The following is a 23,503-nucleotide window of genomic DNA, read 5'->3' on the forward strand; positions in this document are numbered from 1 at the left end:
TACGTACAGTAGACATTTGTATTTTTATAGTAGACATTATAAAAGACGATCGGCCATTTGGCAATGAAAATTTTTATGAGATCCGGTTCACAGGCGTCAGCGGCGGCCGTCCTTCGAGCACGGCGATGATATTGTCGCGCGCCAATGTCATCATGGCGCGCCGCGTTTCGTACGTGGCGCTGCCGATATGCGGCAAGGCGACGACGTTCGGAAGCGAAACGAGCGGATGATCGGCCGCGACCGGCTCGTGTTCAAATACATCCAATCCCGCCGCGGCGATCTCCCCGCCGACCAGCGCCTCATACAACGCCTGTTCATCGACGACCGCTCCGCGCGCCGCGTTAATGAAAATCGCGGACTTCTTCATTTGCCGGAACGCCTCGCGGTTGAACAAATGGCGCGTCTCGGAGGTGAGCGGCGTCAAGCAGACGACAAAATCGCTCTCTGAAAGCAAGTCGGCGAACGGACGATAGACGGCGCCAAGCTTCTCTTCCGCCTCCGGACGGCGGGAGCGGTTGTAATACAGAATGTTCATGTCAAACCCCTTCGCCCGTTTCGCCACTGCCTGGCCGATGTTCCCCATGCCGACGATGCCGATCGTTTTATGATGGACATCGGCGCCCGCAAGCAAAAACGGACTCCAGCTTTTCCATTTCCCTTCTTTCAAAAACATAGCCGCTTCGACAAGGCGGCGGGCGGTGGCCAATAAAAGCGCAAACGTCAAATCGGCCGTCGTATCGGTCAATACATCGGGTGTATTGCAAACGAGAATGCCTCGATGGGCCGCCGCCGCTACATCAATGTTATCGTAGCCGACGCCCATATTGGCGACGACTCGGAGCGCCGAACCGGCGGACAAGACGTCTTCATCGATCGGATCAGACACCATCGGCAAGATGGCCGTCGCCCGTTTCGCCTTTTCCACGAGCACATCGTGTGGCACGGCCATATCTTCATGGGGCCACATCTCTACTTCAGCGATGGCCAAAAGCGGCGCGACCACGTCCTCGGGCAATTTTCGCGTAATGAATACATACGGCTTCGTCATGGTGCAGCCTCCCGCATCGTTTTTTCTAAATCTTATCACAACTTTGGCCGAAAAAAAACGGGAAGTTGTCCTTAGGGTTTAACGGCAGGGAAGCGGTCGTTTTTTCGTTTAGGCCAAAAAAAAGCGGGAAGCTGTCTTCCCTGCGTTACGCCGGCGGCAGCCACTCGACCGCCGGCAGGCGGATGCGGTTCGAGATGCCGGCGATCTTGGCAAACGCGGCCAAAAATCGTTCATATTCATGCGATCGATCGAGCAAGCGCCGCAACTCCCCCTCCCGCCTTGTCCGTTCGCTCTCATCCACAGCGATATAATATGCCTCGACACATTCAAAATAGGAAAGCGGAAACAACAACCTGGCGTAAACGAGTCTCCAAGCAAACGGCGACAGCGGCGCCGCATGTTCATACTCTTGAAAAAACTGCCGCACCGCCCGCTGACAGCCAAGTCCGCTCTTTTCGTACAAATGGCGCACCCATTCCGCCAAATCGCGGGCGCAATGGTCATACACCCAGTCGGTCGGCAGCTTCGCTTCGATCCCCCCAACCCACTTCGCCTCGGGGAGACGCTCATGGCAAAATGCCGCGTAATCGATGCGCCCTGGTTCTTCGTCAATCTCCGTGTCCGCCACGTATTGCACCGCGTTTTCCGCCAAGCCTAAATAATACGGGAACGATTCGATAAACAGACGATCAAACAGCGACGACGGCCCGGAAGCGAGCTTGCTCGACCAAAACGCCTCCATTTGATCGATCCGCTTCGCCCACAGCTCCCGCCATTGGCCGATGCGCCGGCAGGCGACGATCGGCCATGGACATGTTCTCCCGCATTCATGCATCACCGCCAATTCCCTTCCGAGCGAACGAAAGCGAGCCGCCGGAAGCGGAGCGCGAACGAGCGCCAACGGCTGTCCATTATAGGAAGCGATATACGTTCCGGACGTCGTTTTGACCAGTTCTCCGACGCCGTCCACTCCTTTTGCCCGCAAATAGCGGCTCATTCGCTGGCGCTCTTCCATTTCCGCTTCGCTTTGCCCATCGGCGGGAACGAGCAAAAAACGCTCCTGCCGATGCCAAAAGGCCGCATGCCGTCCGCTTCGCTCCAACCTCTCGACGCGCATGCCATACTGTTCACGCACCCATTCTTCCATCGCCGCGCCTCCTTTTTGCCGAAACCAGTCAATTCCGCTCGTTCCACACCTTCATCTCATCGCCGCCCCATCAATGAGCCGATTCCGCCTCCGCTCCAGCATGAAACGGCCCCATTCACGCGCCTATGTTGATCAGCCAACGCATGGCCGCGGAAAAAGAGGGCTACTTTTTATATATGACAGCGGGCGCCAAAAAAGCCGATGAGCATTTTTCTTTATATGACGGACTTATTTATGACATGATACATATATATAGAAAACGACTTTCTAAAAGAAACAGGTGAAGTTCATGAGCGAATTCATTATGAACAATCTGGAACAAACGGCTCGGCGCTGGCTTGAGGAACGGGGGGTGACCGTGGAAAAAATTGCGGAGCTCGTTTATTACTTGCAATCAAAATATCATCCCGATTTAACGATGGAGGAGTGCATCGAAAACGTCAACCGCGTCATTTCGAAACGCGAAGTGCAAAATGCGATTCTAACCGGCATCCAATTGGATAAACTCGCCGAAGACGGTCGGCTCGATGAACCGCTGCAGTCGATCATCCGCCGCGATGAAGGGCTGTATGGCGTCGACGAAATTTTGGCGCTGTCAATCGTCAATGTGTACGGATCGATCGGGTTTACGAACTACGGATATATCGATAAGCAAAAACCGGGCATTTTGCAATATTTAAATGATAAATCGACCGGCAAATGCAACACGTTTTTGGACGACATTGTCGGCGCCATCGCCGCAGCGGCGTCAAGCCGCCTGGCGCATCGGGCCGCCAATGCGGAGTAACGCCGGCTCCGCCCATGCGCGCCCTCCATCCGCGCCGAGCAACATGAAACGCCGCCTTGCCTTTTTTGGCAAAGCGGCGTTGTTTACAAGCGGTCAAGCCATTCCAAAAGTGAATCAGCCGTATACGTCGGCATCCGTTCGTAGCGGGCGAGCATTTCTTTTGTCGTAACGCCCGTATGGACTAAAAGCGTATCAATGCCAGCGTTCATGCCGGCTAAAATGTCGGTTTCATAATAGTCGCCGATCATCAGCACGTCCTCCTTCGGGACGCCAAGCACTTTGAGCGCCTGCTCCATAATGATTTTTTCCGGCTTGCCGATAAATGTCGGCTTCACCTGCGTCGATACAGCGACGACCGACGTCAGCGCCCCGTTGCCCGGAAGCAGCCCCCGCTCCGTCGGCAAGGCGATGTCGCCGTTGGTTGAGATGAACATCGCTCCATTTCGGACAGCGAGACAAGCGACAGCGAACTTTTCGTATGTAATTTGCCGGTCAATCCCGATGACGACGACATCCGCATCTTCGCCGGCCAAACGGAATCCTTTGTCCGCCAAGGCGGTTTGGAGCCCTTCTTCACCGATCACATACACGGAAGCATCCGGTTTTTTTTCAAAAATGTAATTCGCCGTCGCCTGGCTTGTCGTAAACACATGCTTCTCCTCGGCCGGCACGCCGAACGAACGCAATTTTTCCGCCACTTGCGCCGGTGTGCGCGACGAATTGTTCGTGACAAACAAATACGGAATGCCACGGCGGTGCAGCTCGTTGACAAACGTACGCGCCTCAGCGATGCATTCGGTGCCGCGGTACATCGTCCCGTCCAAATCGATGAGGTAGCCGTTGTATCGTTTCAATGCATTTGCTCTCCTTTCCCGCCATCAATTGCGAAACGCCGACACCGGGCCGAGCTCGTTTTCAAGGTAAGCGCGCACCGCCTTCGGATACGCCTCCAGCGCCGGCAAATGTTCGTTCAGATCGGCGAGCAATTTCGCGTGATCGACGCGCGCATATTCGTGCACAAGCATTTTCCGATGGGCAATGAACGCTTTCAATCGGTCAGCATCCGCCGGCGAGATCACCTGTTCGTCAGCCAAAATATCGATGATGTCGTTATAGCTGCCCGGGTCGCGCATAATAAACCCGTCGATCATGGCGTTGCCGACGTCCAACACCGCCTCGATGACGATATGAGCGATCCGTTCGAGCGCCAATTGCCGAAGCGGCTCGTCCCATCGCTCCTCGGCCTTGTAACGGTCCAGCATTTGTTCCATGTAGCTGAGCGTTTCTTCCAGTTTTTTGCGATCGACAAAATACATCCGTCATCCCTCCTCGTTCCTTTGTGCGATTTGCTGTCTCCCGTTTTCGCCGCCTGTCTGCTATGATGGACATAGACGAAAAAACAGGAGGGGCTCAAATGATGGGTGAACGGTTTTATTTATACGACGACACCGTCGAAGCGGCCGTCCGCTTCGTCAGCTTTGTCGGCGAGCGGCAGCGGTTTGATTTGGCGCTCATCGAAACGGATCGTTTTTACGGGAAGTGGCTCGTGCTCGACTTGCAAAGCAACCGCTTTGCCATTCTCGGGCGCGACGATTTGGAGGAGCCAGGCTATATCGAGCACGCTTACCAGCTTCATGAACAAGATGCCAACGATTTGCGCGCCTTTTTGGAGGAGTATCTCTCATAACCTTCCTCGGTTTCGGGCATCTTATGAAACAGCCCACGAACGAAGGAAGGTGAGACGAATGGCGGAACGGGAAACATACGCCGATTTTTCCGTCGTCGAGAAACAGCGCAATTTCTTGACCGCTGAAGAGTTCCCAGAAGGGCCGTACGGCTCGCCGCGCCGCGACGACGCGCCGGTCGAAAACAAAAGCACGCCTTGGAAGGAAGGCCAGCGGCATTACAGCGCCTTCAACTACGAGTTTAAATCGTTCCACCAAAACATTCCAAGGCGCGACCCAGCCGCCCACCCGCCGCACGACGATCCGCATCAAAGCGAACAGTTTCCGTACAACGAAGGCGAATGACGAGGCAGCCGCTCGCGGCAAGCGGGCGGCTGCCGTGCTTACCGTTTCACCTTGCGCAGCACAAAATACGCGCAGCCGAAGTTGCAATATTCATACAAATATTCGGACAACGTGCTGATTTTCGTATCGTACGTCGCTTTTTGGTTATGGTCGTCAAAAAACCCGCGCAACCGGAGCTGGTTGTATCCCCAATCCCCGACAATGTAGTCGTACTTCGCCAAAATGTCCGCATATCGGGCGCGAAAGGCTTCTTCATTAAAGGCGTTTTTCACATTTTCCACCAGTTCGTAACAATGATTGTTAATGCAAATCACTGTTCTCACCTCGCCTTTCCACTTCCATCATAAACGATGCATCGCCCCCAATCAATTACTGTCATCAAACCATCATCCGTGTGCCACCCTAAAAGCGAAGGGGGTGCTGACGATGAGACGACCATGGTTGGCCGTTGCGTTCGGAGCGGCCGTCGCCCTAGCCGGCTGCGCGCAGACGGCTCAGGACGAAAACACCGATATTTACAAGCGGAGCGGCAACACGATCAATGTCACCGACCGCAACGAGCTGTACAATGAAAACGGGGTGCCCAACGGCGATGACACGCCGATGAACAACTTCGGCTACGTCCGCCATCAAAAAAGCCCGATCCTCGGCGATGCAAACGGCTATAACGACATGCCGTCCTTCAACCGCGAGAAAGCGGCTGATTTAATCAGCAAATTGTGCACCCAGCTGCCGGGCGTCAAAGACGTCGCCACGCTCGTCACGGATGAGGAAGTGCTCGTCGTGTATGACGCGGACACGAACAACCGGCAGCAAACGGCCGATCAAGTGAAAAAAACAGCGCTTTCCGTCGTTCCCCGCTACTACCATGTGTATGTCGCCGACAATCCGCAGCTGATGAAGGACATTGAGCGCTTCGGGCGCCTTGATTCGAACACGCGCAACATCGACCAAATTCTCGATGCGACGATTCAGCGGATGTTGAAATATCCGCAAGGGAAAAAACTGAGCGACGGGGAAAATGAAAACGGCGAAATGATCAACGAAACAAACGATGAATTAGACCGCGATTTCCGCGACGGCACGCCGCGGGCGACGAAAGCGGGGCGCTAGGGAAAAGAAACGGTCTGCCTTCTTTATGAAAGGCATGACCGTTTCTTCGCGTTCATCCGGCCGGGATGATGCTTTCAGCCGCTGAAACAACGCTTGCTTGCTTTCGTGCCGTTCGTTGGATGTTACGCTTTCAACTGCCGCGCTTTCGCCGCCTCGCTCACCTGCTCATCGGCATGGTACGACGAGCGGACGAGCGGCCCCGCTTCACAATGGCTGAACCCTTTGCTCAACGCGATTTCTTTCAGCTCTTGAAACTCGTCCGGATGGTAATATTTCACGACCTTCAAATGCTTTTTCGTCGGCTGCAAATACTGGCCGATCGTCAAAATGTCGACATGGTTGGCGCGCAAGTCATCCATCGCTTCAATGATTTCCTCTTTCGTTTCCCCAAGGCCGACCATGATGCTCGATTTCGTCGGAATGTCCGGCTGCAATTCTTTCGCGCGCCGCAAAAACTCAAGCGAACGTTCGTACGTCGCGCGGGCGCGCACCCTTGGAGTCAAGCGGCGCACCGTTTCGATGTTATGGTTTAAAATGTCAGGGCGGGCATCCATCAAAATTTTCAAGTTTTCATACACCCCGCCCATATCCGACGGCAGCACCTCGATCGTCGTAAACGGGTTTTTCCGGCGGATGGCGCGCACCGTTTCGGCGAATACCGCCGCCCCGCCGTCTTTTAGGTCATCGCGGGCGACGGCGGTGACGACGACGTGTTTCAAGTTCATGATGCGCACCGATTCCGCGACGCGTTCCGGCTCCTGCCAATCGAGCTCGGTCGGCAGCCCGGTTTTGACGGCGCAGAAGCGGCAGGCGCGCGTGCAGACGCTGCCTAAAATCATAAACGTCGCCGTCCGCCGTACGGCCCAGCATTCGTGAATGTTTGGGCACTTCGCTTCCTCGCAAACGGTATGTAAACGGTTTTCCCGCATCAGCTTCTTTAAACCGATATAATTCTCGTTCGTGTTCAACTTGATTTTCAACCAGTCCGGCTTGCGGACGTGTTCTTCTTTCGTCGCCATCGTTCTCACTCCACTTGTCGATGATTGTTCATTTCTCATTATAATGAAAAGCGCAGGAAAACACAAAAAAATCGTCCATCAGACGATTTTCCTCCTTTTAACATTTATGAAATTCCCGTTTCTCCCCAAACTAAACATATGAAACGGGCGGAAAGGGGGAATACGCGTGCATCGATGGCTTGCCGCCATATCGGCGGCAGCGATGCTGTGGATCGCCGCCGGCGCGGCTTCGGCGGCGGAACAGGAAGAAGCGATGTATGAAAAGCGAATGGAGCTGTACAAAAAGGCCGAAGCCGTTTCCTTGATCCCGTGGTATTACTTTGCGGCCATTGACCAGTATGAGCGAAACGTCCGGCAAGTGCGCCGCGACCTGCCCAAGCCAGCCGGCGTTCTCGGCATTTATATGAAGCCGGAAATATGGGCCGGGCCGCTGAACAAAAACCCGCATGATACAGACCCGTTCACCATCTCCCAGTTTGGCGGCCTTGGCGTGGACGGAGACGGCGACGGCTATGCGCGGGCGGATGACGATGACGATGTGATCATGGCCATGGCCCGCTATTTGCAGACGTACGGCATCGATCACCGCCATATCAAAATCGCGCTTTGGAACTATTACCAACGCGCCAAAACCGTCGACTTGATTTTAGGAAAGGCGAGAATTTATAAAAAGTATCAGACGTTGAAATTGGACAACCACGTGTTTCCGCTTCCGCTAGGGGCCAATTACAGCTACCGCGATACATGGGGGGATGCGCGCGGCTGGGGCGGGCGGCGCATTCATGAAGGAACCGACATTTTCGCCGGCTACGGCGTTCCGGTGCGCTCGACGTGCTACGGCATCGTCGAGCTGAAAGGGTGGAACAAATACGGCGGCTGGCGCATCGGCATCCGCGACATCAACAACACGTACCACTACTTTGCCCATTTGAACGGCTTCGCCGCCGATCTTCGCGAGGGGCAAATCGTCGAGCCGGGGACGATCATCGGTTCGGTCGGCAGCTCTGGCTACGGTCCGCCCGGCACGGCGGGGAAATTTCCGCCCCATCTTCACTACGGCATGTACAAAGACAACGGCTATACCGAATGGGCGTTTGACCCGTACCCGCACTTAAAAGCATGGGAGCGGGCCGAGCGGCAACAACGGCGCCGCTAGCCGCGCGGGGGCCGGCGCGACGGGGTTCTCTCCGCCAACGCCAGCCGCCCAAATCAGCGGCATGTTTTTTCAAGAGCAGAGACGTCCCGGACGCCGATGTTTCCCGTCCGTCCATCCCAGCCGGCGTTCGCCGGCCGAAACGGCAATGACGGAAAAAGGCTGATCTCCAAGTTGGAATCAGCCTTTTTTCCACGGCGGCACAACCGTCCGAAACGGCTTTCCGCTGACGTTCTTCAACCTATCGCTTCTCAATGCCCGCCCAAATACGCCTGCTTCACCTGCTCGCTCGCCTGCAGCTCGCTCGCCGTTCCCGACAAGACGACGCGCCCCGATTCAAGGACATAGGCGCGATGGGCGATGGAGAGCGCCATATGGGCGTTTTGTTCGACAAGCAAAATCGTCGTCCCCGACTCGTTGATTTCCTGAATGATGCGGAAAATCGTCTTGACCAAAAGCGGCGCGAGCCCCATTGACGGTTCGTCAAGCAAGAGCAGCTTCGGGCGCGCCATGAGCGCGCGGCCGATGGCGAGCATTTGCTGCTCGCCGCCCGAAAGCGTGCCGGCCAGCTGCTTGCGCCGCTCCTCAAGGCGCGGGAACAGCTGAAAGACTTTGGCAAAGTCTTGTTGAATGCCTTCTTTGTCTTTGCGCAAAAACGCGCCGAGCTCCAAGTTTTCCTCGACCGTCATATTGGCGAAAACGCGCCTCCCTTCCGGCACGTGGGAAATGCCTTGCTTGACGATCGTCTGCGCCGCCTTGCCGGCGATCGAGGCTCCCTCATACACGATGTCGCCGTTTTTCGGCCTAAGCAGCCCGGAAATGGTTTTCAGAAGCGTCGTTTTCCCCGCGCCGTTCGCCCCGATCAGCGTGACGATCTCGCCTTTGTTCACCTCAAGCGATACGCCTTTTAAGGCATGAATGTTGCCGTAAAACACATCGATTCCATCCACTTTCAACATGGTCACGACACCTCCTCGCCAAGGTAAGCCTCGATCACTTTCGGGTTGCTGCGCACTTGTTCCGGCGTGCCTTCGGCGATCAGCTGGCCGTGATCCAACACGTAAATGCGCTCGCATATGCCCATCACAAGCGACATGTCATGCTCAATCAACAAAATCGTCAACGCAAACCGTTCGCGAATGAACGCAATCAACTTCATCAATTCTTTCGTTTCTTGCGGGTTCATGCCGGCGGCCGGCTCGTCAAGCAAAAGCACTTTTGGCTGCGCCGCCAGCGCCCGAGCGATCTCAAGCCGGCGCTGCTGGCCGTACGGCAAGTTTTTCGCCTTCTCGTGCATGACGCCATCAAGCTGAAAAATGTTCAAAAACTCGATCGCCTTTTCTTCCATTTCCTTTTCACCGCGGAAATGGGACGGGAGGCGGAGAATGGAGCTCGCGATCGAATGGCGGGCGTGCGCATGGTAGGCGACTTTCACGTTGTCGAGCACCGACAGCTCGCCGAACAGGCGAATGTTTTGAAACGTCCGGCTGATCCCTTTGCGCGTAATTTTATACGGCGGCAGGCCGTTCAACGTCTCGCCGTCAAGCATAATCCGCCCGTCAGTCGGCACATACACGCCCGTCAATAAGTTAAACAGCGTCGTTTTCCCCGCGCCGTTCGGGCCGATGAGCCCGACAAGCTCCCCTTGATACAGCTCCATCGTCACACCGGAGAGCGCCTTCAGCCCGCCAAACTGGATGCCGACATTTTCTGCCTTAAGCAACGGTGTTTTTGCCGCCATGATTCATTCCTCCCTGCGCTGCCTTCCGCCATTTGAAGAGCGAAGATAGTTCTTTCGTCCCCATCAGCCCGGTTGGACGGTACAGCATCACCAAAATCAAGACGATGCTGTAAATGATCATCCGCGTTTCCGGATAGTTTTGCAAGAACGTCGAAACGATCGTCAGCAGCACCGCCGCCACCACCGCGCCGGATAGGCTGCCGAGCCCGCCGAGCACGACGAAAATCAAAATGTCAAACGATTTTAAAAAGCCGAAGTTCGACGGCTGAATGATGTAAAAGTGATGGGCGTACAGCGCCCCGGCGATGCCGGCGAAAAACGAACCGATCGCAAACGCCGCCACTTTGTAATACGTCGTATTGATCCCCATGGCATCAGCGGCGATTTCATCTTCGCGGATCGAGATGCACGCCCGCCCGTGCGTCGAGTTCGTGAAGTTGGCGATCACCAAAATCGTGGCAAACAAGCAGGCGAACACCCATGGCCATGTCGTCATATGCGTCACCGTCATGCCGCTCGCCCCGCCGACGTAATCGATGTTCAAGAGCGCAATGCGGACGATTTCGCCAAAGCCGAGCGTGGCGATCGCCAAATAATCGCCTTTTAAACGCAGGCTCGGCACGCCGATGATGAGGCCGGCGAGCGCCGCCGCCACCCCAGCGGTCAAGACGCCGACCGCAAACGGCAGCTCTAGCTTCATCGTCATGACGGCTGAAGCGTAAGCGCCGACGGCGAAAAAGCCGGCATGTCCAATCGAAAACTGTCCGGTGATGCCGATGATCAAGTGAAGGCTCGCCGCCAGCATGACGTTGATCGCCATGAAAAAGAGCGTGTTGACGTAAAACACATTGAGCGTCCCGCTTGCAATCAGCCACTCGACAACAGCGAAAAAGGCGAAGGCCAGTATGACGGAAACCCAAAATCCACGAGTCCGCTTCCAAGTTGCCATTGTCCCCTACCATCCTTTACACTTTTTCTCGTACGTTCTTGCCAAACAATCCGGCCGGCCGGAAAATGAGAATGAGAATTAAAATGACAAACGCCACTCCGTCGCGCCAAAGCGAGTAGCCGAGCCCGCTGACGAGCGATTCGATGACGCCAAGCAAAAGCCCCCCGACCATCGCTCCCGGAATGATGCCGATTCCGCCCAACACGGCGGCGACAAACGCTTTTAATCCGGGAAGAATGCCCATCAATGGCTCGATTTTTGTATAATAAATGCCGAAAATAACGCCTGCCGCCCCCGCGAGCGCTGAACCGATGGCGAACGTGGCCGAAATCGTGTTGTCGACGTTGATTCCCATCAACCGGGCCGCTTCCGCATCATGGGAAACAGCGCGCATCGCTTTCCCGATTTTTGTCCGGTGAACGATGAACTGAAGAAGAATCATCAAAACGAGGGACGTGCCGAGGATGAACAGCGACTGGCTGCTGATGACAACCCCAAACAGCTTCAAGTTCCGATCCGGCAGCAGCGTGCTCGGATACGCTTCCGGCTGGGCCCCGCGCAAATAAATCGTGACGTACTCAATCAAGAGCGATACGCCGATCGCCGTAATGAGCACTGCGATGCGCGCCGCATTGCGCAACGGCTTGTAGGCAATCCGCTCGATGATCATCCCAAGCACGGCGCAAGAGGCCATCGCCAGCAAAAGCGCCGGGAAAAAGCCGACACCAAGCATCGTTACGGCATAAAAACCGACGAATGAACCGACCATAAAGACGTCGCCATGGGCGAAGTTAATGAGCCGAACAATGCCGTACACCATCGTATAGCCAAGAGCGATGAGCGCATAAATGCTGCCTAGCGAAATGCCGTTGACCAGCTGTTGAATGAGTTCCATGATCGCACGCTCCTTAACGAAAACTCGTCGTTGACCAAAAGAAATGCCGGACAGGAGGGCGCCCCTTAGGGGCCTCCCCCGTCCATGCATCCATCCAGCCTTTCATTACGGATTCACTTTCGTTTTGAATTGCTGCTGCCCGTCTTTGTATTCCAAAATGGCCGCCGATTTGACCGGGTCATGGTTTTCATTGAGCGTCAGCGTGCCGGAGACGAGCTGCAAATCTTTCGTTTGCGCCAGCGCGTCTTTAATTTTCACCGGATCGGCGCTGCCGGCCCGCTTGATGGCGTCGGCCAGGAAGTAGGCTGTATCATAGCCAAGCGCGTTGAACGCATCCGGCGCTTTGTTGTATTTCGCTTTAAAGGCTTTCACAAACTCTTGAATTTTCGGATCCGGGTCGCCCGACGAATAATGGTTCGTGATGTACGTGTTGTTCAACGCGTCTTTGCCCGCGATCTCGACCAGCTTCGGCGAATCCCAGCCGTCGCCGCCCATGATCGGCACGTTCAAGCCAAGCTCGCGCGCCTGCTTGACGATGAGGCCGACTTCTTCATAATAGCCCGGCAGGAAAATGAACTCTGGATTCTTTGATTTTATGCGCGTCAGCGTCGCACGGAAATCGGTGTCTTTCGCGACATACGCCTCTTCAGCGACAATTTTGCCGCCGCCTTGCGTGAACGCGTCTTTAAACGAAGCGGCCAGCCCTTTCGAATAGTCGCTCGAGCTGTCGATCAACACCGCCGCGTTTTTCACTTTCAGTTCGTTCAAGGCGAATTTGGCCGCCACCGTCCCTTGGAACGGGTCGATAAAGCACGTCCGGAAGACGAACTCGTTCACTTTGCCGTCTTTGTTCGTGATCGTCGGGTTCGTGCCTGTCGGCGTAATGAGCGGCACTTTATTGTCGTTGGCGACTTGCACTTGAGCGAGCGTGTTCGTGCTCGTCGCCGAGCCGATGATGGCGACGACTTTATCCTGGCTGATCAACTTGATCGCGCCGTTCGTCGCTTCGGCCGCTTCCGATTTGTTGTCGACTTTCACCAACTCCAGCTTTTTGCCGTTGATTCCTTCTTTGTTGATTTCCTCAAGCGCCAAGTCGAGCCCTTCCGCAATCGACTGGCCGTATGACGCGACCCCGCCGGACAGCTCAAGGTTGGCGCCGATTTTAATCACATCGCCGCCCCCGCCTCCGCCGCTGTTTCCGCCTGAAGAACTGCCTCCTTGCTGGTTGCCGCCGCAGCCGGCCAAAAGACCCGCCGTCAGCATCAATGAGAAAAAGACACCTGCTGCTCTTTTTTTCTTCATTTCTTGTTCCCCCCATTGTTCAAAATGTTCTGTCACCAGAGCGCACACCTTTTTCTGCATACTATATCGATAGAGTCCGTCTGCCTTGTGCGCTCGTGCGCCGCGCCGGATGGCGCCGCAAACTGATGCATGCCTTCCGATGCCGGCCGTTCATTCCCCCTCTCAAACTGCTATGTAAATAATAAAACTATTTTCAATTTAATATAATATTACAAAATTCGAACCAACTCGTCTAGTTGTTTTCTATTTGAAAAACAAAAAAAGCTGTTTCCTCTTGACAAACGCCAGAGAAACAGCCAAAGCCCCTTCGCCGGGAAGAACACTTTTTTTGCATAACATTTCCATGTTTCTGTCAAAACCATTCCCAACGGCTGACGCGGGCACCCGTCAACCTAACGGAACTATATAGATGCAATTTGAAGCTTTGCCATTTGCAGCTTTTACCCGAGTATTTGATCGACTGTCGGGCGACCGAACAACGCCGCTTAAAGACCTATATATGGGTCTGTGAAGCAGGCGGTTGTTCGATCCTCCGTCACGCCTTGGCTTGCCTTCGACAGTCGAACGAGAACGATCGATTTAGGAAGATGACAGTCGCCGGCCTTTTAGAGGCGCGCATTGACAGCCTTTCCCACTACCGCTTCGGAAGCTGGATGGACGGGCCGACTTGACCGCCGTTTTTGTTGTAAAATTGCGGCACTTCTCCCGGAATAAAGCGCATCACAACTGGAATATCTGTTGTCACATTGGAAATTTTCGATGCAAAAGGAATGACGACTTGGATGTCGACCGATACATGAATATCAATTTCAATAAAAAAACTGTTAATATCATACGCTCGAATTTCTTTCGTCACTTCCGAGTCGACATTGCCAACGATCTGAAACTGCACCGGAATGCGCGGGCCGAGGTTGGCCAAGAGGGCATTATCCGTGATTTTTCCAAGCGGAATGTAATAAATGATGCCGCGGCTGTTTCCAGTTCCGGACTCGACTTCGGGAAGGACCATCCGTTCAAGCCGTCCTTCTGTCGCCGCCTTTAAGCTTTCCATCACATGATCATCCGTCTCCGATAAGATGCGATTGATCACCGCGGTGTCAAAATCGACCGACACAATTTTGCCGCTTTCGTCCTTTTGAACCGTGACCAGCTGCCGAAATTCAGGGTTGTCTTTTTGAAACTGCTGCTCAATGGCGTTATTGATCACCAAGTTGGCAATCCGCTTCGTTTCCGTTTCCGCAATCTCCATGAGCACCGGCTTAATGCCTTTATTGACAATCCAAAGGCTTACCGCCGTCGAGAACATAAAAAAAACGAACGTCAATAAAAACACATAGCGGAACGGGAGCGGCCCCTTCCGCACGAATCGGGGGCGCAACAAAATGAAAATCCCTCCTTTACAAGCTATATGTATGCTTGCAAGGAGGGATTTTTTCACCGCATTTTCAACAGCGCCTCTCTTCCTTTCATTCCCTCTTCAATGCCGAGCTCCAAAGCGGCGACTGTCACCGATTCGAGCGGCGCCTCGAGCAGCTGTTCAATCGTACGCACCCCGACCGCCCGCCCGGCGATAATGCCGCGATCGCGCAATTTCTCATTCAACAGCGCCACATCGAGCGCTCCGCACATAATGTACCCTTTTTCACCCGCCACCGCCAACAAATTCGTTTTCGGCAGCTGGACGGACACAGCAATAAACGGATGTCCGTCAATGATGATCGGCTTCACTTCGACCATCGCCGCAGTCACTCTCCTTTCCATACTCCAATGTATGAAGCATGGAAAAAGAAGTGCCTGCCTATTGGGCCAATTTCCAAGCGAGAAGATCGCGCAAAAACTCCGGCATGTAATACGTTTTTTCCGCCGCCCGCTGAATTTGCGGATAAAAGTGGCCGATCGCAAACATATCGGTCGTCGCCACCTCATACGTGCGCTCGGGATTGAGCGGCTCGCCGTTGATCATAATGCGGCGGATATGCCATTGACCGTCCTCCTCGAGCCCGGCCTCGATGTCCACGCCGTCGTACACCATTTCCCCCATCACTTCGCCGCGGAAGCCAAACCCTTTAAACTGCCAATGCTTCATCCGTTCCGTGTTGGCCTCAAGGATAATCTCTTTGAGCTCCGCGCCGCGCAGCTTCACCTTGCACGGGTTGAGCGGATGCGGGCAAATGCGATGCAAATCTTTTTTCGTCACCGGTCCTCTCGCAAGCGGCGCAAGCAGCACGCCGGCGTTGACCATGCCGATGTCCGCTTGGCACCACTCACGCAAAGCGGAAGCAAGCAAATTCCCAAGCGGCGACGGGGCGAACCAGTCAAGCGGCAAGTCATCATGGAGCACGGCGACTTGTTCCGCTTCAAGCCGCGCCAAACTTTCCTGCTCAAGACAAACAAGATGGCGCTCGACCGCCTCGGAGCGGGGCAATGGTTCGACATCCACGACCGTCGCGGATGCCCTGGACAGCCGGTTTTGGTCAATCTCCAGCTTGACCACCCCAACATATTTTCCGTATTTCCCCGCCGCGCAAAGCAGTGTTTGATTCAATGTTTTTCCTTCTGGAAACACATGGTGGGTGTGAGCGCCTAAAATAATGTCCACGCCTGGGATCGTCGCAGCGATTTTTTCATCCTCATTCACCCCAAGATGAGACAGCACAACGACGCAATCGGCCTTTTGCCTCACTTCCTCCACCGCCGCTGCCAACATGTCAAACGGCGGAACGATCTTCCAGCCGAGCAGCTCGTAAAAGTGAGAAAACGGAGCGGTGGCGCCAACCACCCCAATGCGAAACGTCTCCGTCGCCGGGATGACGACATACGGCAACGCCCAATGCGGCCGCACGCCATCGCGGCGAAACAAATTGGCGACAACGACCGGAAACCGAGCCTGTTCGTACAACGTATCCAGTTCATCATGATCAAGGGTGATCCCTTCGTTGTTGCCGATCGTCACCGCATCATAGTGAAGATCGTTCAATAAGTCCACATTCGCTTTTCCACGCGTCGCCTCGGTAATCGGGTGCACGCGGTCGAGAAAATCGCCCACATCAAACAAAAGCATCGCCTCGTTGCGCGCGCGATGCTCCCTTCTCCGTTCTGACAAAAAGCGGGCGATTTGCGGCCAATGTTCAAAATGGCTGTGCACGTCGTTCGTATGATAAATATAGACGGTTTGCTTCAATGCGCAAGCCTCCTTGGTTACGAAAAACTTTCGATCACAAGCCGAAGGCCAAGCAAAACGAGCACCATCCGAAGCACGACGACAAGCGTCCGGCTTGGCATCCGCTTATTGATCCACGCTCCGGTTTTCGCCCCGATCCACACCCCAGGAATGAGGGCCAGGGCAAACGACCATTGCACGTTTCCCATCGCGACATGGGTGAGAGAGCCGACGAGCGAGGACAAAAAAATCATCAACATCGACGTGGCGACCGCCACATGGGGCGGAAAGCGAAACAGCACGATCATCGCCGGCACCATGAGCGAGCCGCCGCCAATGCCAAACAACCCGCCGAAAAAGCCGACGACAAACGCGATGGCGACCGCCATGAGCGGCTGATAGCCGTATGTGAACACCTCACCGTTTCGGTCCGTGTACGTTCGCACAACACGCCGTTTCCACCACGGCGCCGGCCGCGCCTGCTCCGCCGCCGTTCGTTCGACCCCGTTTTCTTTCGCCGCCGCCGTCTCGTCAGCCGAACGCTTCGTTTTCTTTTGACTCAGCGACAAAAAGAGCGACATGGCGATTAAAAACAGCCCAAAATACAATGAAAAATGAGCGGCGCTCAGCGTATTGTTCACCCAAGCGCCGATGACCGCCCCGGGAACGCTGCCAAGGCAAAAGAGCAAGCCGCTTTGATAGTCGACCATTTTGTCTTTCATATACGACAATGTGGACGATAAGCCATTGAAAATAATGACGACAAGCGACGTGCCGACCGCGACCTGCGGCGTCACCGCCGACAGCCAGCCGAGCGCGCCGAAAAACAGAAGCGCCGGCACGATGATCACCCCGCCGCCAAGGCCGGCCAAGCTGCCCACCGTCCCCGCGATAAAGCCGATCAAAAAAAGCAACATATACGCCATTTTGTCTCTCCCCCCCGCTTCAAAACAAACCAAGCTGCCGCGGCGCCAGGCCCGTGTACTCAATGCCAAGCAAATCGATCAATTGTTTGGCGTTGTCAGCGGCATCGCCGCCGGAGTTGTTGTTAAACAGCACGTAAATTTGTTTCGTTTTTTGCTTTAATGCCTCGATATGGCGCGCCCACTCGCGCAGCTCGCGCTCGTTGTATCGATACAAGTAGCGGACCGCCCGCCAGTTCTCGCCGGCCGTCGCCTTGTTCCAGCCGTGGACATTCCGTCCGTGCAGGCGGATGAGCGTCTTTTCCCGGTCGGTCGGATGCAAAACGGTCGGCACCGACCCTTCCCCCGCCTGCGGCTCGTCGCAAATCGCGTGAATCCACCCTTCCTCTTCCATAAAGCGAAGCGTTTTGTCATAAAAGCGCGGCGAAAACCACGATTGGTGCCGAAATTCGAGCGCCGCCGGCACCTCCCCCATCCGCGCTTTCACCCAGCGCAAGTACTCCACATGCTCGCGCCGACAGTCAAACCACGGCGGAAACTGAAACAGCACCATCGCCAGCTTCCCCGCTTCCTGAAACGGCGCGATCGAGTCCAAAAACGCGGCAAACATCGCTTCCTTGCTTTCATACGGAATCGGGCCGCGCTCATGCCCGGTCATTCCTTGGTATGCCTTCACGATAAACTGAAACGACGGCGGCGTCTCGCGAATCCACTTTTCCACGTTCGAACGCGGCTGAATGGCGTAAAAGTACGAATCGACCTCGACCGTCGGAAAATGGGCCGCGTATTCCAGCAACTTGTCTTTCGCCGCAAGACCTGGCGGATAGAGGCTGTCATGATCCCCCCAACCAGTCAGTCCGATGTAAATCATCACGATCACCAATTCGTTCGATTTCCAGCTATCTTCACTATACCATAAGCGCGGGCGGCGCGAAATAAAAATGACCGCCGCACCATCAAGGGCAATGGCAGTTCATAGATTCATAACATCCATAATTTACAATCGAGGAACGATTGCGATACAATGATACCCATCGAAACATTCTGACAATGGGAGGGCTGTCCAATGATCCATCTGTACCCGTTTCTTCTCTTATCGATATTTTTGATTGTGCTGCCCGGCCCCGACACAGCGGTGGTGACCAAAAACACCATTTCCGCAGGGAAGATCGGCGGCTTGAAAACCGCACTATATAGATGCAACGAAATCGTTTAACATATCCTTGACGGAAAAGTGGCTCATCCATTTTTGACTGTCGAAGGCAAGCCGTAGGCTTGCCTCCGTCACGCTAAGGCGTGACGGAAGACCGAACAACGACTCGCTTAAAGACCCATTCATGGGTCTTTAAGCGGTGTTGTTCGGTCACTCGACAGTTGGATGAAATGACCGGTCAAAACGAAAAATGTTAAAGCTTTAAATTGCATCTATATAGGGGTTTGCTGCGCCTTGTTTCTCCACACCGCCGCGGCGTCGCTCGGGCTTTCCGCCGTCATTATGCAATCGGCCTTGCTGTTTTCGATCCTGAAGTATGTGGGTGCTGTGTACTTAACGTATTTAGGCGCTAAGGCATTATATGGGGTCATGAAAAAAGGCGAAGCCCCCAGTGTGGAAACGGACATCAGAGGAGGAGGAGAACATACCGCCTGCTTCAAGCAAGGGTTTCTGACCGATTTCTTAAATCCGAAAGTGGCGGCCTTTTTCTTAACGTTTTTGCCGCAGTTCGTGGCGCCCGGCGCGCACTCCTTCGCTCCGTTTCTCCTAATGGGGGCGGCTTATACGGCGATGACCGCGATATGGTTTTTGTTTTACATTTCCTTCATCCATTATATCAGCGACTTCATGAAGCGGCCGAAAACGAAGAAATGGATTGAAGGCATCACGGGCGCGGTGATGATCGGGTTCGGCATCAAATTGGCGCTTGAAAAAGTGCAGCGCTAAACAGGAAGACTGAGCGCGGCTGAACAGATCCGCCTGGCATTTGAAATCAATGACAGGGGAGCGCCCAAAAAAGAGCGCTCCCTCGAAACAAAACATTCCATCCCGCTTCATCACGGCCGGATGGAGATTCGGATCACCGGAGACTTGAACATCACCGCGTCAGCCTTTTCATTCCAGTTATAAACATCTTGGAAAGAAAACAAATCCTTTTCTCTCCATGTCCGATTAGCATGAACATAAAATCCCTCAACATCCATATACGTTTGCGCGTGATCCGAAGGGACAATTTCAGAATACACATATCCAAAGTGGCGGTTGTTTTCCTTGTGCAGAGAATTTTTGATCATATACCCTACAACAGAAGATTGGTAAGGTTTCCTACTATGTTGTATGCTGACGTGAGACGCATCCCGATACGTCTTGTAGGAGCTATAAAGCTGATGATAATCGACAACCGCATTTTCAGTCGTCAAAATCCCGTAAAAATCCGTCTCCTTTTCTTTCGGATCGATAAGCCATTCATACGACAAGACGACGGCATATCGATGCTCTTCTCGACTTAACAAGGAAACGGATATGGTCAATTCCATGATGTTCTTTTTTTGATCGGTGTAAATCGTGGACGCGGTGCATAATTTCTGTTTCTCGATATGGCATCGGATCATTGGATGATCCGCCTGTTTCTTGAAAATCTCCTTCACCGTTTGTTCATCGAGCTCATGCCATTGATTCGCCGCACTTCTCGCGCGAAAAAAATCCATCTCCTCCCGATCCAAGTGACGAATCTCTTCTTTCGTCATCCCCAGCCGAAAGAAAGCCGCAGCCTCCTTGTTTTTGAGCTGTCGGTTGACTTTATTGGCGTTTTCCGGCTCTCTAATGAGATTTTCTATCTCTTCTTGATCAAAACCTTGTCTTTTTGCATCCAAATGATGAGCCTGTAAATTCATCTCCTGATGATCGCAGCCAGCTAGCATTGTACACAACAAAACATAACGGAGGATCCGTTTCAATGATAAGCCACCCTCTTCACCGTAAGGTATTGTCAAAAGTTTATCCTCCACACTCACGGTTTTTCCTTGAGTTTCAACGGTCGGAAGAAAAAAAGCTTGCCACCCCCATTGTTTTCGGCCATCATTGAGGTAACCACACACTCAACAGCCAAAACAAAGAAGGAGTGACAAGCTTGTTACCTCCATTATTAGCCTATTTGCTCGAAATCATGCCAGTGCCGGTTCAACCACCGGAACCGGTTCACCGAGCAAGCGGTCTTTCGTTTTTTGAACTGAAACGTTTCTTGGCTGGGAAGCTAAACAAGGGAGAGCCAAAGCCACTCATCTTCGAAGACGAGTCGGACAAGTTTCATAACTGTTGAAACCTTTTTTGTCAACAAGATAATCATGAAATGCCTCTACTTGTATCCAAGCATTCGTATAAGGTTTCAATGCGATCCATCAAACATTGAAAGATTTCGTTCAGAGCGTTGGCGAAATATTGCAAAATCAAGCAATGATGTTACTCATACTGTTATTCAATAAATAATTTGGCTATTTAACAAAAGTTGTACTTGACGATTTTAGATCATATCTTACTTGCACCCATAGGAAAAATAAGTAAATCACACATCACTGGCGGATTAAGAAAACACCTCGCTTGCCATGTACATGTTGTGTTAACACGCCAATAATTGTTTTTGGATTTATCCAAAAAATTGATAAATAGCATAATATAAAAACAATATAGTATTAATGACAAGCGTAACAAACAAGATTTTGTAGATAGTTGTTTTTCTCTCTCTAACCCCCAAAAACTTAATTTGGAAAAATAAAAGTAGAATATTAAAAAAGGTAGGCACTAAAGTATAAAAATACCTTTCATCGCTAATGGATACTACGCTTGGATTAAACCAATAAATGAACGCATCAGAATTTTGAATCATCAAGCTGAATAAAATAATAAACCATGAAATAACTAACAAGAGAACCTTTATGAATATTCCACTTTTTCCAGAAAATATAAGTTTCATAAAAATAAAATGCCACCTACCTTATAATGATTTAGATTAGTCATGCCTTTTTCTTGTTGCTGTTGAACACCTCTTTTTTCAGGCGTGTTGATTAACCGATAATCCCCATCCACATCATAGAAAAAAGAGCACCTTTCCTGTAGAATGTAAGTATATACATACAACATGAAGAGTGAGTTTCTCAGTCATCCTGCACACCCCAAGCGTTGCAGCACTTCCTCCGGGCGTTCATGGATGTCATCCATAAACCGAGCAATGGCTTGGGCGATATCGTTTCGATCTTGATGAAACACATTGGCAATGACGGTGTCTTTCAGCCATTTCCACAAGTGCTCGATCGGGTTCAGCTGTGGCGAATAGGAGGATATGACCATTGATGTAGTCAAAAAACAGTTCCGCATCGTGTAAGAGGGTCTCTGTTTGTCTCTTTTAACCATAGAAATTATTGTAGTGAAAAATGCTCATCTACAGTTTAATTGTAGAAAAAAATTATTTGTCAATAAAAAGTTGCACTTAACTTAAACATCTCTTTCGTAGTCCCTATCGGGAAAAATGAATAAAATCCATGTTTTTAATACATGGCTGCTAACTTCACGCCTAAAAAGGCTACTAAGCCGAGAGATCGTACACGGCTGAACAGAGCCGCCTGGCATTTGAAATCAATGACAGGGGAGCGCCCAAAAAAGAGCGCTCCCCTAAAAACATGCTCCCATGAGGGAGGAAATGGCCTGCAGGGCGGCCTTGACGCTTCCAGAGACCACCGGAGAGAATAAGCGCCGGCCGCTCCCTTGTTTTGCCCTGCGTCGATCATGTGGGCGTTTTGTGGGGGAAGCACCCCCAAGCGAACGCTCCACCCTTGATTCATCAAGCTTACCCAATGCTTCCTTCCATCTCGAATTTGATCAAGCGGTTCATCTCGACCGCGTATTCCATCGGCAGCTCCCGCGTGAACGGCTCGATGAAGCCCATGACGATCATTTCCGTCGCTTCCTGCTCGGAAATGCCGCGGCTCATCAAGTAGAACAGCTGCTCTTCCGACACTTTCGACACTTTCGCTTCGTGTTCAAGCGACACGTTGTCGTTTAAAATTTCGTTGTACGGAATCGTATCCGATGTCGACTGGTTGTCGAGAATGAGCGTATCGCATTCGATGTTCGAGCGCGAGCCGGACGCTTTGCGGCCGAAATGGACCATGCCGCGATACGTCACCTTGCCGCCTTGTTTCGAGATCGACTTCGAGACGATCGTCGACGACGTATTCGGCGCCAGATGAATCATTTTCGCCCCGGCGTCTTGGTGCTGCCCTTTGCCGGCGATGGCAATCGACAGTGTCAAGCCGCGCGCCCCTTCGCCTTTTAAGATGACGGCCGGGTATTTCATCGTCAGCTTCGAGCCGATGTTGCCGTCAATCCATTCCATCGTCGCGTTTTCTTCGCAGACGGCGCGCTTCGTCACCAAGTTGAAGACGTTGTTCGCCCAGTTTTGGATCGTCGTGTAGCGGCAGTACGCGCCTTTTTTGACGATGATCTCAACAACCGCGCTATGGAGCGAGTTCGTCGTGTAAATCGGCGCCGTGCAGCCCTCGACGTAATGGACGTGCGCCCCTTCGTCCACGATGATGAGCGTCCGTTCAAACTGCCCCATGTTTTCCGAGTTGATGCGGAAGTACGCCTGAAGCGGCGTATCGACTTTGACGCCTTTCGGGACGTAGATGAACGAACCGCCCGACCAGACGGCCGAGTTCAAGGCCGCAAATTTGTTGTCCGTCGGCGGCACGACTTTGGCGAAATACTCGCGGAACAAGTCTTCGTTTTCCTTCAGCGCCGAGTCGGTGTCTTTAAAGATGACACCGAGTTTTTCGAGGTCTTCTTTCATGTTGTGGTAGACGACCTCGGATTCATATTGCGCCGAGACGCCGGCCAAATATTTTTGTTCCGCCTCTGGAATCCCTAATTTATCGAACGTCGCTTTAATTTCCGCCGGCACTTCATCCCATGAGCGGCCCGATTTTTCCGTCGGTTTGACGTAGTACGTAATTTCATCGAAATCGAGGCTTGACAAGTCGCCGCCCCATTGCGGCATCGGTTTGCTGTAGAAGATGTCGAGCGCTTTTAAGCGGAACTCGAGCATCCATTGCGGCTCGTTTTTCATCCGCGAAATTTCTTCGACGACTTCACGCGTCAGGCCGCGCTGGGCGCGGAAGACGGAGACGTCCTTGTCGACGAAGCCGTACTTGTATTCACCGATTTCCGGTGCTTTTTTCGCCATCTCGGT

At 53.0% G+C, this 23,503-nt stretch carries 27 protein-coding genes; 8 read left to right on the forward strand and 19 right to left on the reverse strand.

All coding sequences use genetic code 11. From position 1 onward, the window contains the following. Positions 1-73 precede the first annotated feature (73 nt). Together ACVBDQ_RS09105 and yutH are read right to left on the reverse strand one after the other, a co-directional pair. Positions 74-1,048 carry a 2-hydroxyacid dehydrogenase gene (locus ACVBDQ_RS09105; protein ID WP_011232435.1) on the reverse strand — a complete coding sequence of 325 codons (975 nt, stop codon included), beginning with the start codon at positions 1,046-1,048 and terminating at the stop codon, positions 74-76. Positions 1,049-1,193: 145 nt separating this feature from the next. Continuing rightward, positions 1,194-2,195: a spore coat putative kinase YutH gene (gene yutH, locus ACVBDQ_RS09110; RefSeq protein ID WP_014196663.1), complete on the reverse strand. Its 1,002-nt coding sequence runs from the start codon at positions 2,193-2,195 to the stop codon at positions 1,194-1,196. Positions 2,196-2,484: 289 nt separating this feature from the next. Between yutH and ACVBDQ_RS09115 the strand changes: the two genes are divergently transcribed. Continuing rightward, positions 2,485-2,982: a phosphatidylglycerophosphatase A family protein gene (locus tag ACVBDQ_RS09115; protein ID WP_011232437.1), complete on the forward strand. Its 498-nt coding sequence runs from the start codon at positions 2,485-2,487 to the stop codon at positions 2,980-2,982. An 83-nt stretch (positions 2,983-3,065) separates the two neighbouring features. On the opposite strand, the gene ACVBDQ_RS09120 is transcribed toward ACVBDQ_RS09115, so the two are convergent. Continuing rightward, positions 3,066-3,836, reverse strand: a complete 771-nt coding sequence (locus ACVBDQ_RS09120) for a TIGR01457 family HAD-type hydrolase (RefSeq protein ID WP_011232438.1) — start codon at positions 3,834-3,836, stop codon at positions 3,066-3,068. Between the two features lie 24 nt (positions 3,837-3,860). Continuing rightward, entirely contained in the window at positions 3,861-4,298 is a 438-nt protein-coding gene (gene hepT, locus ACVBDQ_RS09125) for a type VII toxin-antitoxin system HepT family RNase toxin (protein ID WP_011232439.1), read from the reverse strand. Positions 4,299-4,396: 98 nt separating this feature from the next. Between hepT and ACVBDQ_RS09130 the strand changes: the two genes are divergently transcribed. Further along, the gene (locus ACVBDQ_RS09130) at positions 4,397-4,669 is read left to right on the forward strand and encodes a DUF3055 domain-containing protein (RefSeq protein ID WP_011232440.1); all 273 of its coding nucleotides are present in this window, start codon (positions 4,397-4,399) and stop codon (positions 4,667-4,669) included. Between the two features lie 58 nt (positions 4,670-4,727). Then, positions 4,728-5,012: a hypothetical protein gene (locus tag ACVBDQ_RS09135; RefSeq protein WP_013144327.1), complete on the forward strand. Its 285-nt coding sequence runs from the start codon at positions 4,728-4,730 to the stop codon at positions 5,010-5,012. A 38-nt stretch (positions 5,013-5,050) separates the two neighbouring features. Here the strand turns inward: ACVBDQ_RS09135 and ACVBDQ_RS09140 are convergent, their stop codons facing one another. Further along, complete coding sequence (locus ACVBDQ_RS09140; protein ID WP_013144326.1) at positions 5,051-5,326, reverse strand: YutD family protein; 276 nt, start codon at positions 5,324-5,326, stop codon at positions 5,051-5,053. A 112-nt stretch (positions 5,327-5,438) separates the two neighbouring features. On the opposite strand from ACVBDQ_RS09140, the gene ACVBDQ_RS09145 reads away from it, so the two are divergent. Further along, on the forward strand, positions 5,439-6,125 hold the full coding sequence (locus ACVBDQ_RS09145; protein ID WP_011232443.1) for a YhcN/YlaJ family sporulation lipoprotein: 687 nt from the start codon (positions 5,439-5,441) through the stop codon (positions 6,123-6,125). 122 nt (positions 6,126-6,247) lie between these two features. Here the strand turns inward: ACVBDQ_RS09145 and lipA are convergent, their stop codons facing one another. Beyond that, entirely contained in the window at positions 6,248-7,144 is an 897-nt protein-coding gene (gene lipA / locus ACVBDQ_RS09150; RefSeq protein WP_013144325.1) for a lipoyl synthase, read from the reverse strand. Positions 7,145-7,310: 166 nt separating this feature from the next. Between lipA and ACVBDQ_RS09155 the strand changes: the two genes are divergently transcribed. Then, positions 7,311-8,300: a M23 family metallopeptidase gene (locus ACVBDQ_RS09155; RefSeq protein WP_011232445.1), complete on the forward strand. Its 990-nt coding sequence runs from the start codon at positions 7,311-7,313 to the stop codon at positions 8,298-8,300. Positions 8,301-8,548: 248 nt separating this feature from the next. Here the strand turns inward: ACVBDQ_RS09155 and ACVBDQ_RS09160 are convergent, their stop codons facing one another. The 10 genes from ACVBDQ_RS09160 to ACVBDQ_RS09205 form a co-directional block, all read right to left on the reverse strand. Continuing rightward, positions 8,549-9,256, reverse strand: coding sequence for an ABC transporter ATP-binding protein (locus ACVBDQ_RS09160; protein ID WP_011232446.1), 708 nt, complete (start codon positions 9,254-9,256; stop codon positions 8,549-8,551). A 2-nt stretch (positions 9,257-9,258) separates the two neighbouring features. Further along, on the reverse strand, positions 9,259-10,038 hold the full coding sequence (locus ACVBDQ_RS09165; protein WP_011232447.1) for an ABC transporter ATP-binding protein: 780 nt from the start codon (positions 10,036-10,038) through the stop codon (positions 9,259-9,261). Next, a complete protein-coding gene (locus tag ACVBDQ_RS09170) occupies positions 10,013-10,987 on the reverse strand; it encodes a branched-chain amino acid ABC transporter permease (RefSeq protein WP_021321780.1) in 975 nt (324 codons plus the stop codon). The genes ACVBDQ_RS09165 and ACVBDQ_RS09170 overlap by 26 nt, the downstream gene beginning before the upstream one ends. A 16-nt stretch (positions 10,988-11,003) precedes the next feature. Next, entirely contained in the window at positions 11,004-11,882 is an 879-nt protein-coding gene (locus ACVBDQ_RS09175) for a branched-chain amino acid ABC transporter permease (RefSeq protein ID WP_011232449.1), read from the reverse strand. A gap of 105 nt (positions 11,883-11,987) precedes the next feature. Further along, the gene (locus ACVBDQ_RS09180; RefSeq protein ID WP_025039318.1) at positions 11,988-13,184 is read right to left on the reverse strand and encodes an ABC transporter substrate-binding protein; all 1,197 of its coding nucleotides are present in this window, start codon (positions 13,182-13,184) and stop codon (positions 11,988-11,990) included. A gap of 634 nt (positions 13,185-13,818) precedes the next feature. Beyond that, positions 13,819-14,565: a sporulation protein YunB gene (gene yunB, locus ACVBDQ_RS09185; RefSeq protein WP_011232451.1), complete on the reverse strand. Its 747-nt coding sequence runs from the start codon at positions 14,563-14,565 to the stop codon at positions 13,819-13,821. A gap of 53 nt (positions 14,566-14,618) precedes the next feature. Then, a complete protein-coding gene (locus ACVBDQ_RS09190) occupies positions 14,619-14,921 on the reverse strand; it encodes a YunC family protein (RefSeq protein WP_011232452.1) in 303 nt (100 codons plus the stop codon). A gap of 61 nt (positions 14,922-14,982) precedes the next feature. Further along, entirely contained in the window at positions 14,983-16,365 is a 1,383-nt protein-coding gene (locus tag ACVBDQ_RS09195) for a bifunctional metallophosphatase/5'-nucleotidase (RefSeq protein ID WP_446663185.1), read from the reverse strand. 17 nt (positions 16,366-16,382) lie between these two features. Further along, entirely contained in the window at positions 16,383-17,270 is an 888-nt protein-coding gene (locus tag ACVBDQ_RS09200; protein WP_021321775.1) for a sulfite exporter TauE/SafE family protein, read from the reverse strand. Positions 17,271-17,289: 19 nt separating this feature from the next. Continuing rightward, entirely contained in the window at positions 17,290-18,138 is an 849-nt protein-coding gene (locus tag ACVBDQ_RS09205) for a DUF72 domain-containing protein (RefSeq protein WP_031205997.1), read from the reverse strand. A gap of 195 nt (positions 18,139-18,333) precedes the next feature. Here ACVBDQ_RS09205 and ACVBDQ_RS09210 point away from each other — a divergent pair, with 195 nt between their 5' ends. Then, positions 18,334-18,483, forward strand: coding sequence for a homoserine/threonine efflux protein (locus tag ACVBDQ_RS09210; protein ID WP_014196672.1), 150 nt, complete (start codon positions 18,334-18,336; stop codon positions 18,481-18,483). 207 nt (positions 18,484-18,690) lie between these two features. Continuing rightward, entirely contained in the window at positions 18,691-19,206 is a 516-nt protein-coding gene (locus ACVBDQ_RS09215; RefSeq protein WP_050436455.1) for a LysE family translocator, read from the forward strand. A gap of 110 nt (positions 19,207-19,316) precedes the next feature. Here the strand turns inward: ACVBDQ_RS09215 and ACVBDQ_RS09220 are convergent, their stop codons facing one another. Then, positions 19,317-20,267: a hypothetical protein gene (locus ACVBDQ_RS09220; protein ID WP_020278432.1), complete on the reverse strand. Its 951-nt coding sequence runs from the start codon at positions 20,265-20,267 to the stop codon at positions 19,317-19,319. 158 nt (positions 20,268-20,425) lie between these two features. On the opposite strand from ACVBDQ_RS09220, the gene ACVBDQ_RS09225 reads away from it, so the two are divergent. Then, positions 20,426-20,578 carry a distal tail protein Dit gene (locus tag ACVBDQ_RS09225; RefSeq protein ID WP_110107825.1) on the forward strand — a complete coding sequence of 51 codons (153 nt, stop codon included), beginning with the start codon at positions 20,426-20,428 and terminating at the stop codon, positions 20,576-20,578. Positions 20,579-21,414: 836 nt separating this feature from the next. Here ACVBDQ_RS09225 and ACVBDQ_RS09230 read toward each other — a convergent pair. Then, positions 21,415-21,615: a transposase gene (locus ACVBDQ_RS09230; RefSeq protein ID WP_223810853.1), complete on the reverse strand. Its 201-nt coding sequence runs from the start codon at positions 21,613-21,615 to the stop codon at positions 21,415-21,417. Positions 21,616-22,099: 484 nt separating this feature from the next. Next, positions 22,100-23,497, reverse strand: coding sequence for a Fe-S cluster assembly protein SufB (gene sufB / locus ACVBDQ_RS09235; RefSeq protein WP_011232461.1), 1,398 nt, complete (start codon positions 23,495-23,497; stop codon positions 22,100-22,102). Positions 23,498-23,503: the final 6 nt, after the last annotated feature.

It is taken from the genome of Geobacillus sp. CCR (assembly GCF_052906625.1).

Coding starts and splice junctions, on each gene's coding strand:
- ACVBDQ_RS09105 (WP_011232435.1), bottom strand. CDS start 1,048: ATGACGAAGCCGTATGTATTCATTACGCGAAAATTGCCCGAGGACGTG.
- yutH (WP_014196663.1), bottom strand. CDS start 2,195: ATGGAAGAATGGGTGCGTGAACAGTATGGCATGCGCGTCGAGAGGTTG.
- ACVBDQ_RS09115 (WP_011232437.1), top strand. CDS start 2,485: ATGAGCGAATTCATTATGAACAATCTGGAACAAACGGCTCGGCGCTGG.
- hepT (WP_011232439.1), bottom strand. CDS start 4,298: ATGTATTTTGTCGATCGCAAAAAACTGGAAGAAACGCTCAGCTACATG.
- ACVBDQ_RS09130 (WP_011232440.1), top strand. CDS start 4,397: ATGATGGGTGAACGGTTTTATTTATACGACGACACCGTCGAAGCGGCC.
- ACVBDQ_RS09135 (WP_013144327.1), top strand. CDS start 4,728: ATGGCGGAACGGGAAACATACGCCGATTTTTCCGTCGTCGAGAAACAG.
- ACVBDQ_RS09145 (WP_011232443.1), top strand. CDS start 5,439: ATGAGACGACCATGGTTGGCCGTTGCGTTCGGAGCGGCCGTCGCCCTA.
- lipA (WP_013144325.1), bottom strand. CDS start 7,144: ATGGCGACGAAAGAAGAACACGTCCGCAAGCCGGACTGGTTGAAAATC.
- ACVBDQ_RS09160 (WP_011232446.1), bottom strand. CDS start 9,256: ATGTTGAAAGTGGATGGAATCGATGTGTTTTACGGCAACATTCATGCC.
- ACVBDQ_RS09165 (WP_011232447.1), bottom strand. CDS start 10,038: ATGGCGGCAAAAACACCGTTGCTTAAGGCAGAAAATGTCGGCATCCAG.
- ACVBDQ_RS09170 (WP_021321780.1), bottom strand. CDS start 10,987: ATGGCAACTTGGAAGCGGACTCGTGGATTTTGGGTTTCCGTCATACTG.
- ACVBDQ_RS09175 (WP_011232449.1), bottom strand. CDS start 11,882: ATGGAACTCATTCAACAGCTGGTCAACGGCATTTCGCTAGGCAGCATT.
- ACVBDQ_RS09180 (WP_025039318.1), bottom strand. CDS start 13,184: ATGAAGAAAAAAAGAGCAGCAGGTGTCTTTTTCTCATTGATGCTGACG.
- ACVBDQ_RS09190 (WP_011232452.1), bottom strand. CDS start 14,921: ATGGTCGAAGTGAAGCCGATCATCATTGACGGACATCCGTTTATTGCT.
- ACVBDQ_RS09200 (WP_021321775.1), bottom strand. CDS start 17,270: ATGGCGTATATGTTGCTTTTTTTGATCGGCTTTATCGCGGGGACGGTG.
- ACVBDQ_RS09205 (WP_031205997.1), bottom strand. CDS start 18,138: ATGATTTACATCGGACTGACTGGTTGGGGGGATCATGACAGCCTCTAT.
- ACVBDQ_RS09210 (WP_014196672.1), top strand. CDS start 18,334: ATGATCCATCTGTACCCGTTTCTTCTCTTATCGATATTTTTGATTGTG.
- ACVBDQ_RS09225 (WP_110107825.1), top strand. CDS start 20,426: ATGCCAGTGCCGGTTCAACCACCGGAACCGGTTCACCGAGCAAGCGGT.
- sufB (WP_011232461.1), bottom strand. CDS start 23,497: ATGGCGAAAAAAGCACCGGAAATCGGTGAATACAAGTACGGCTTCGTC.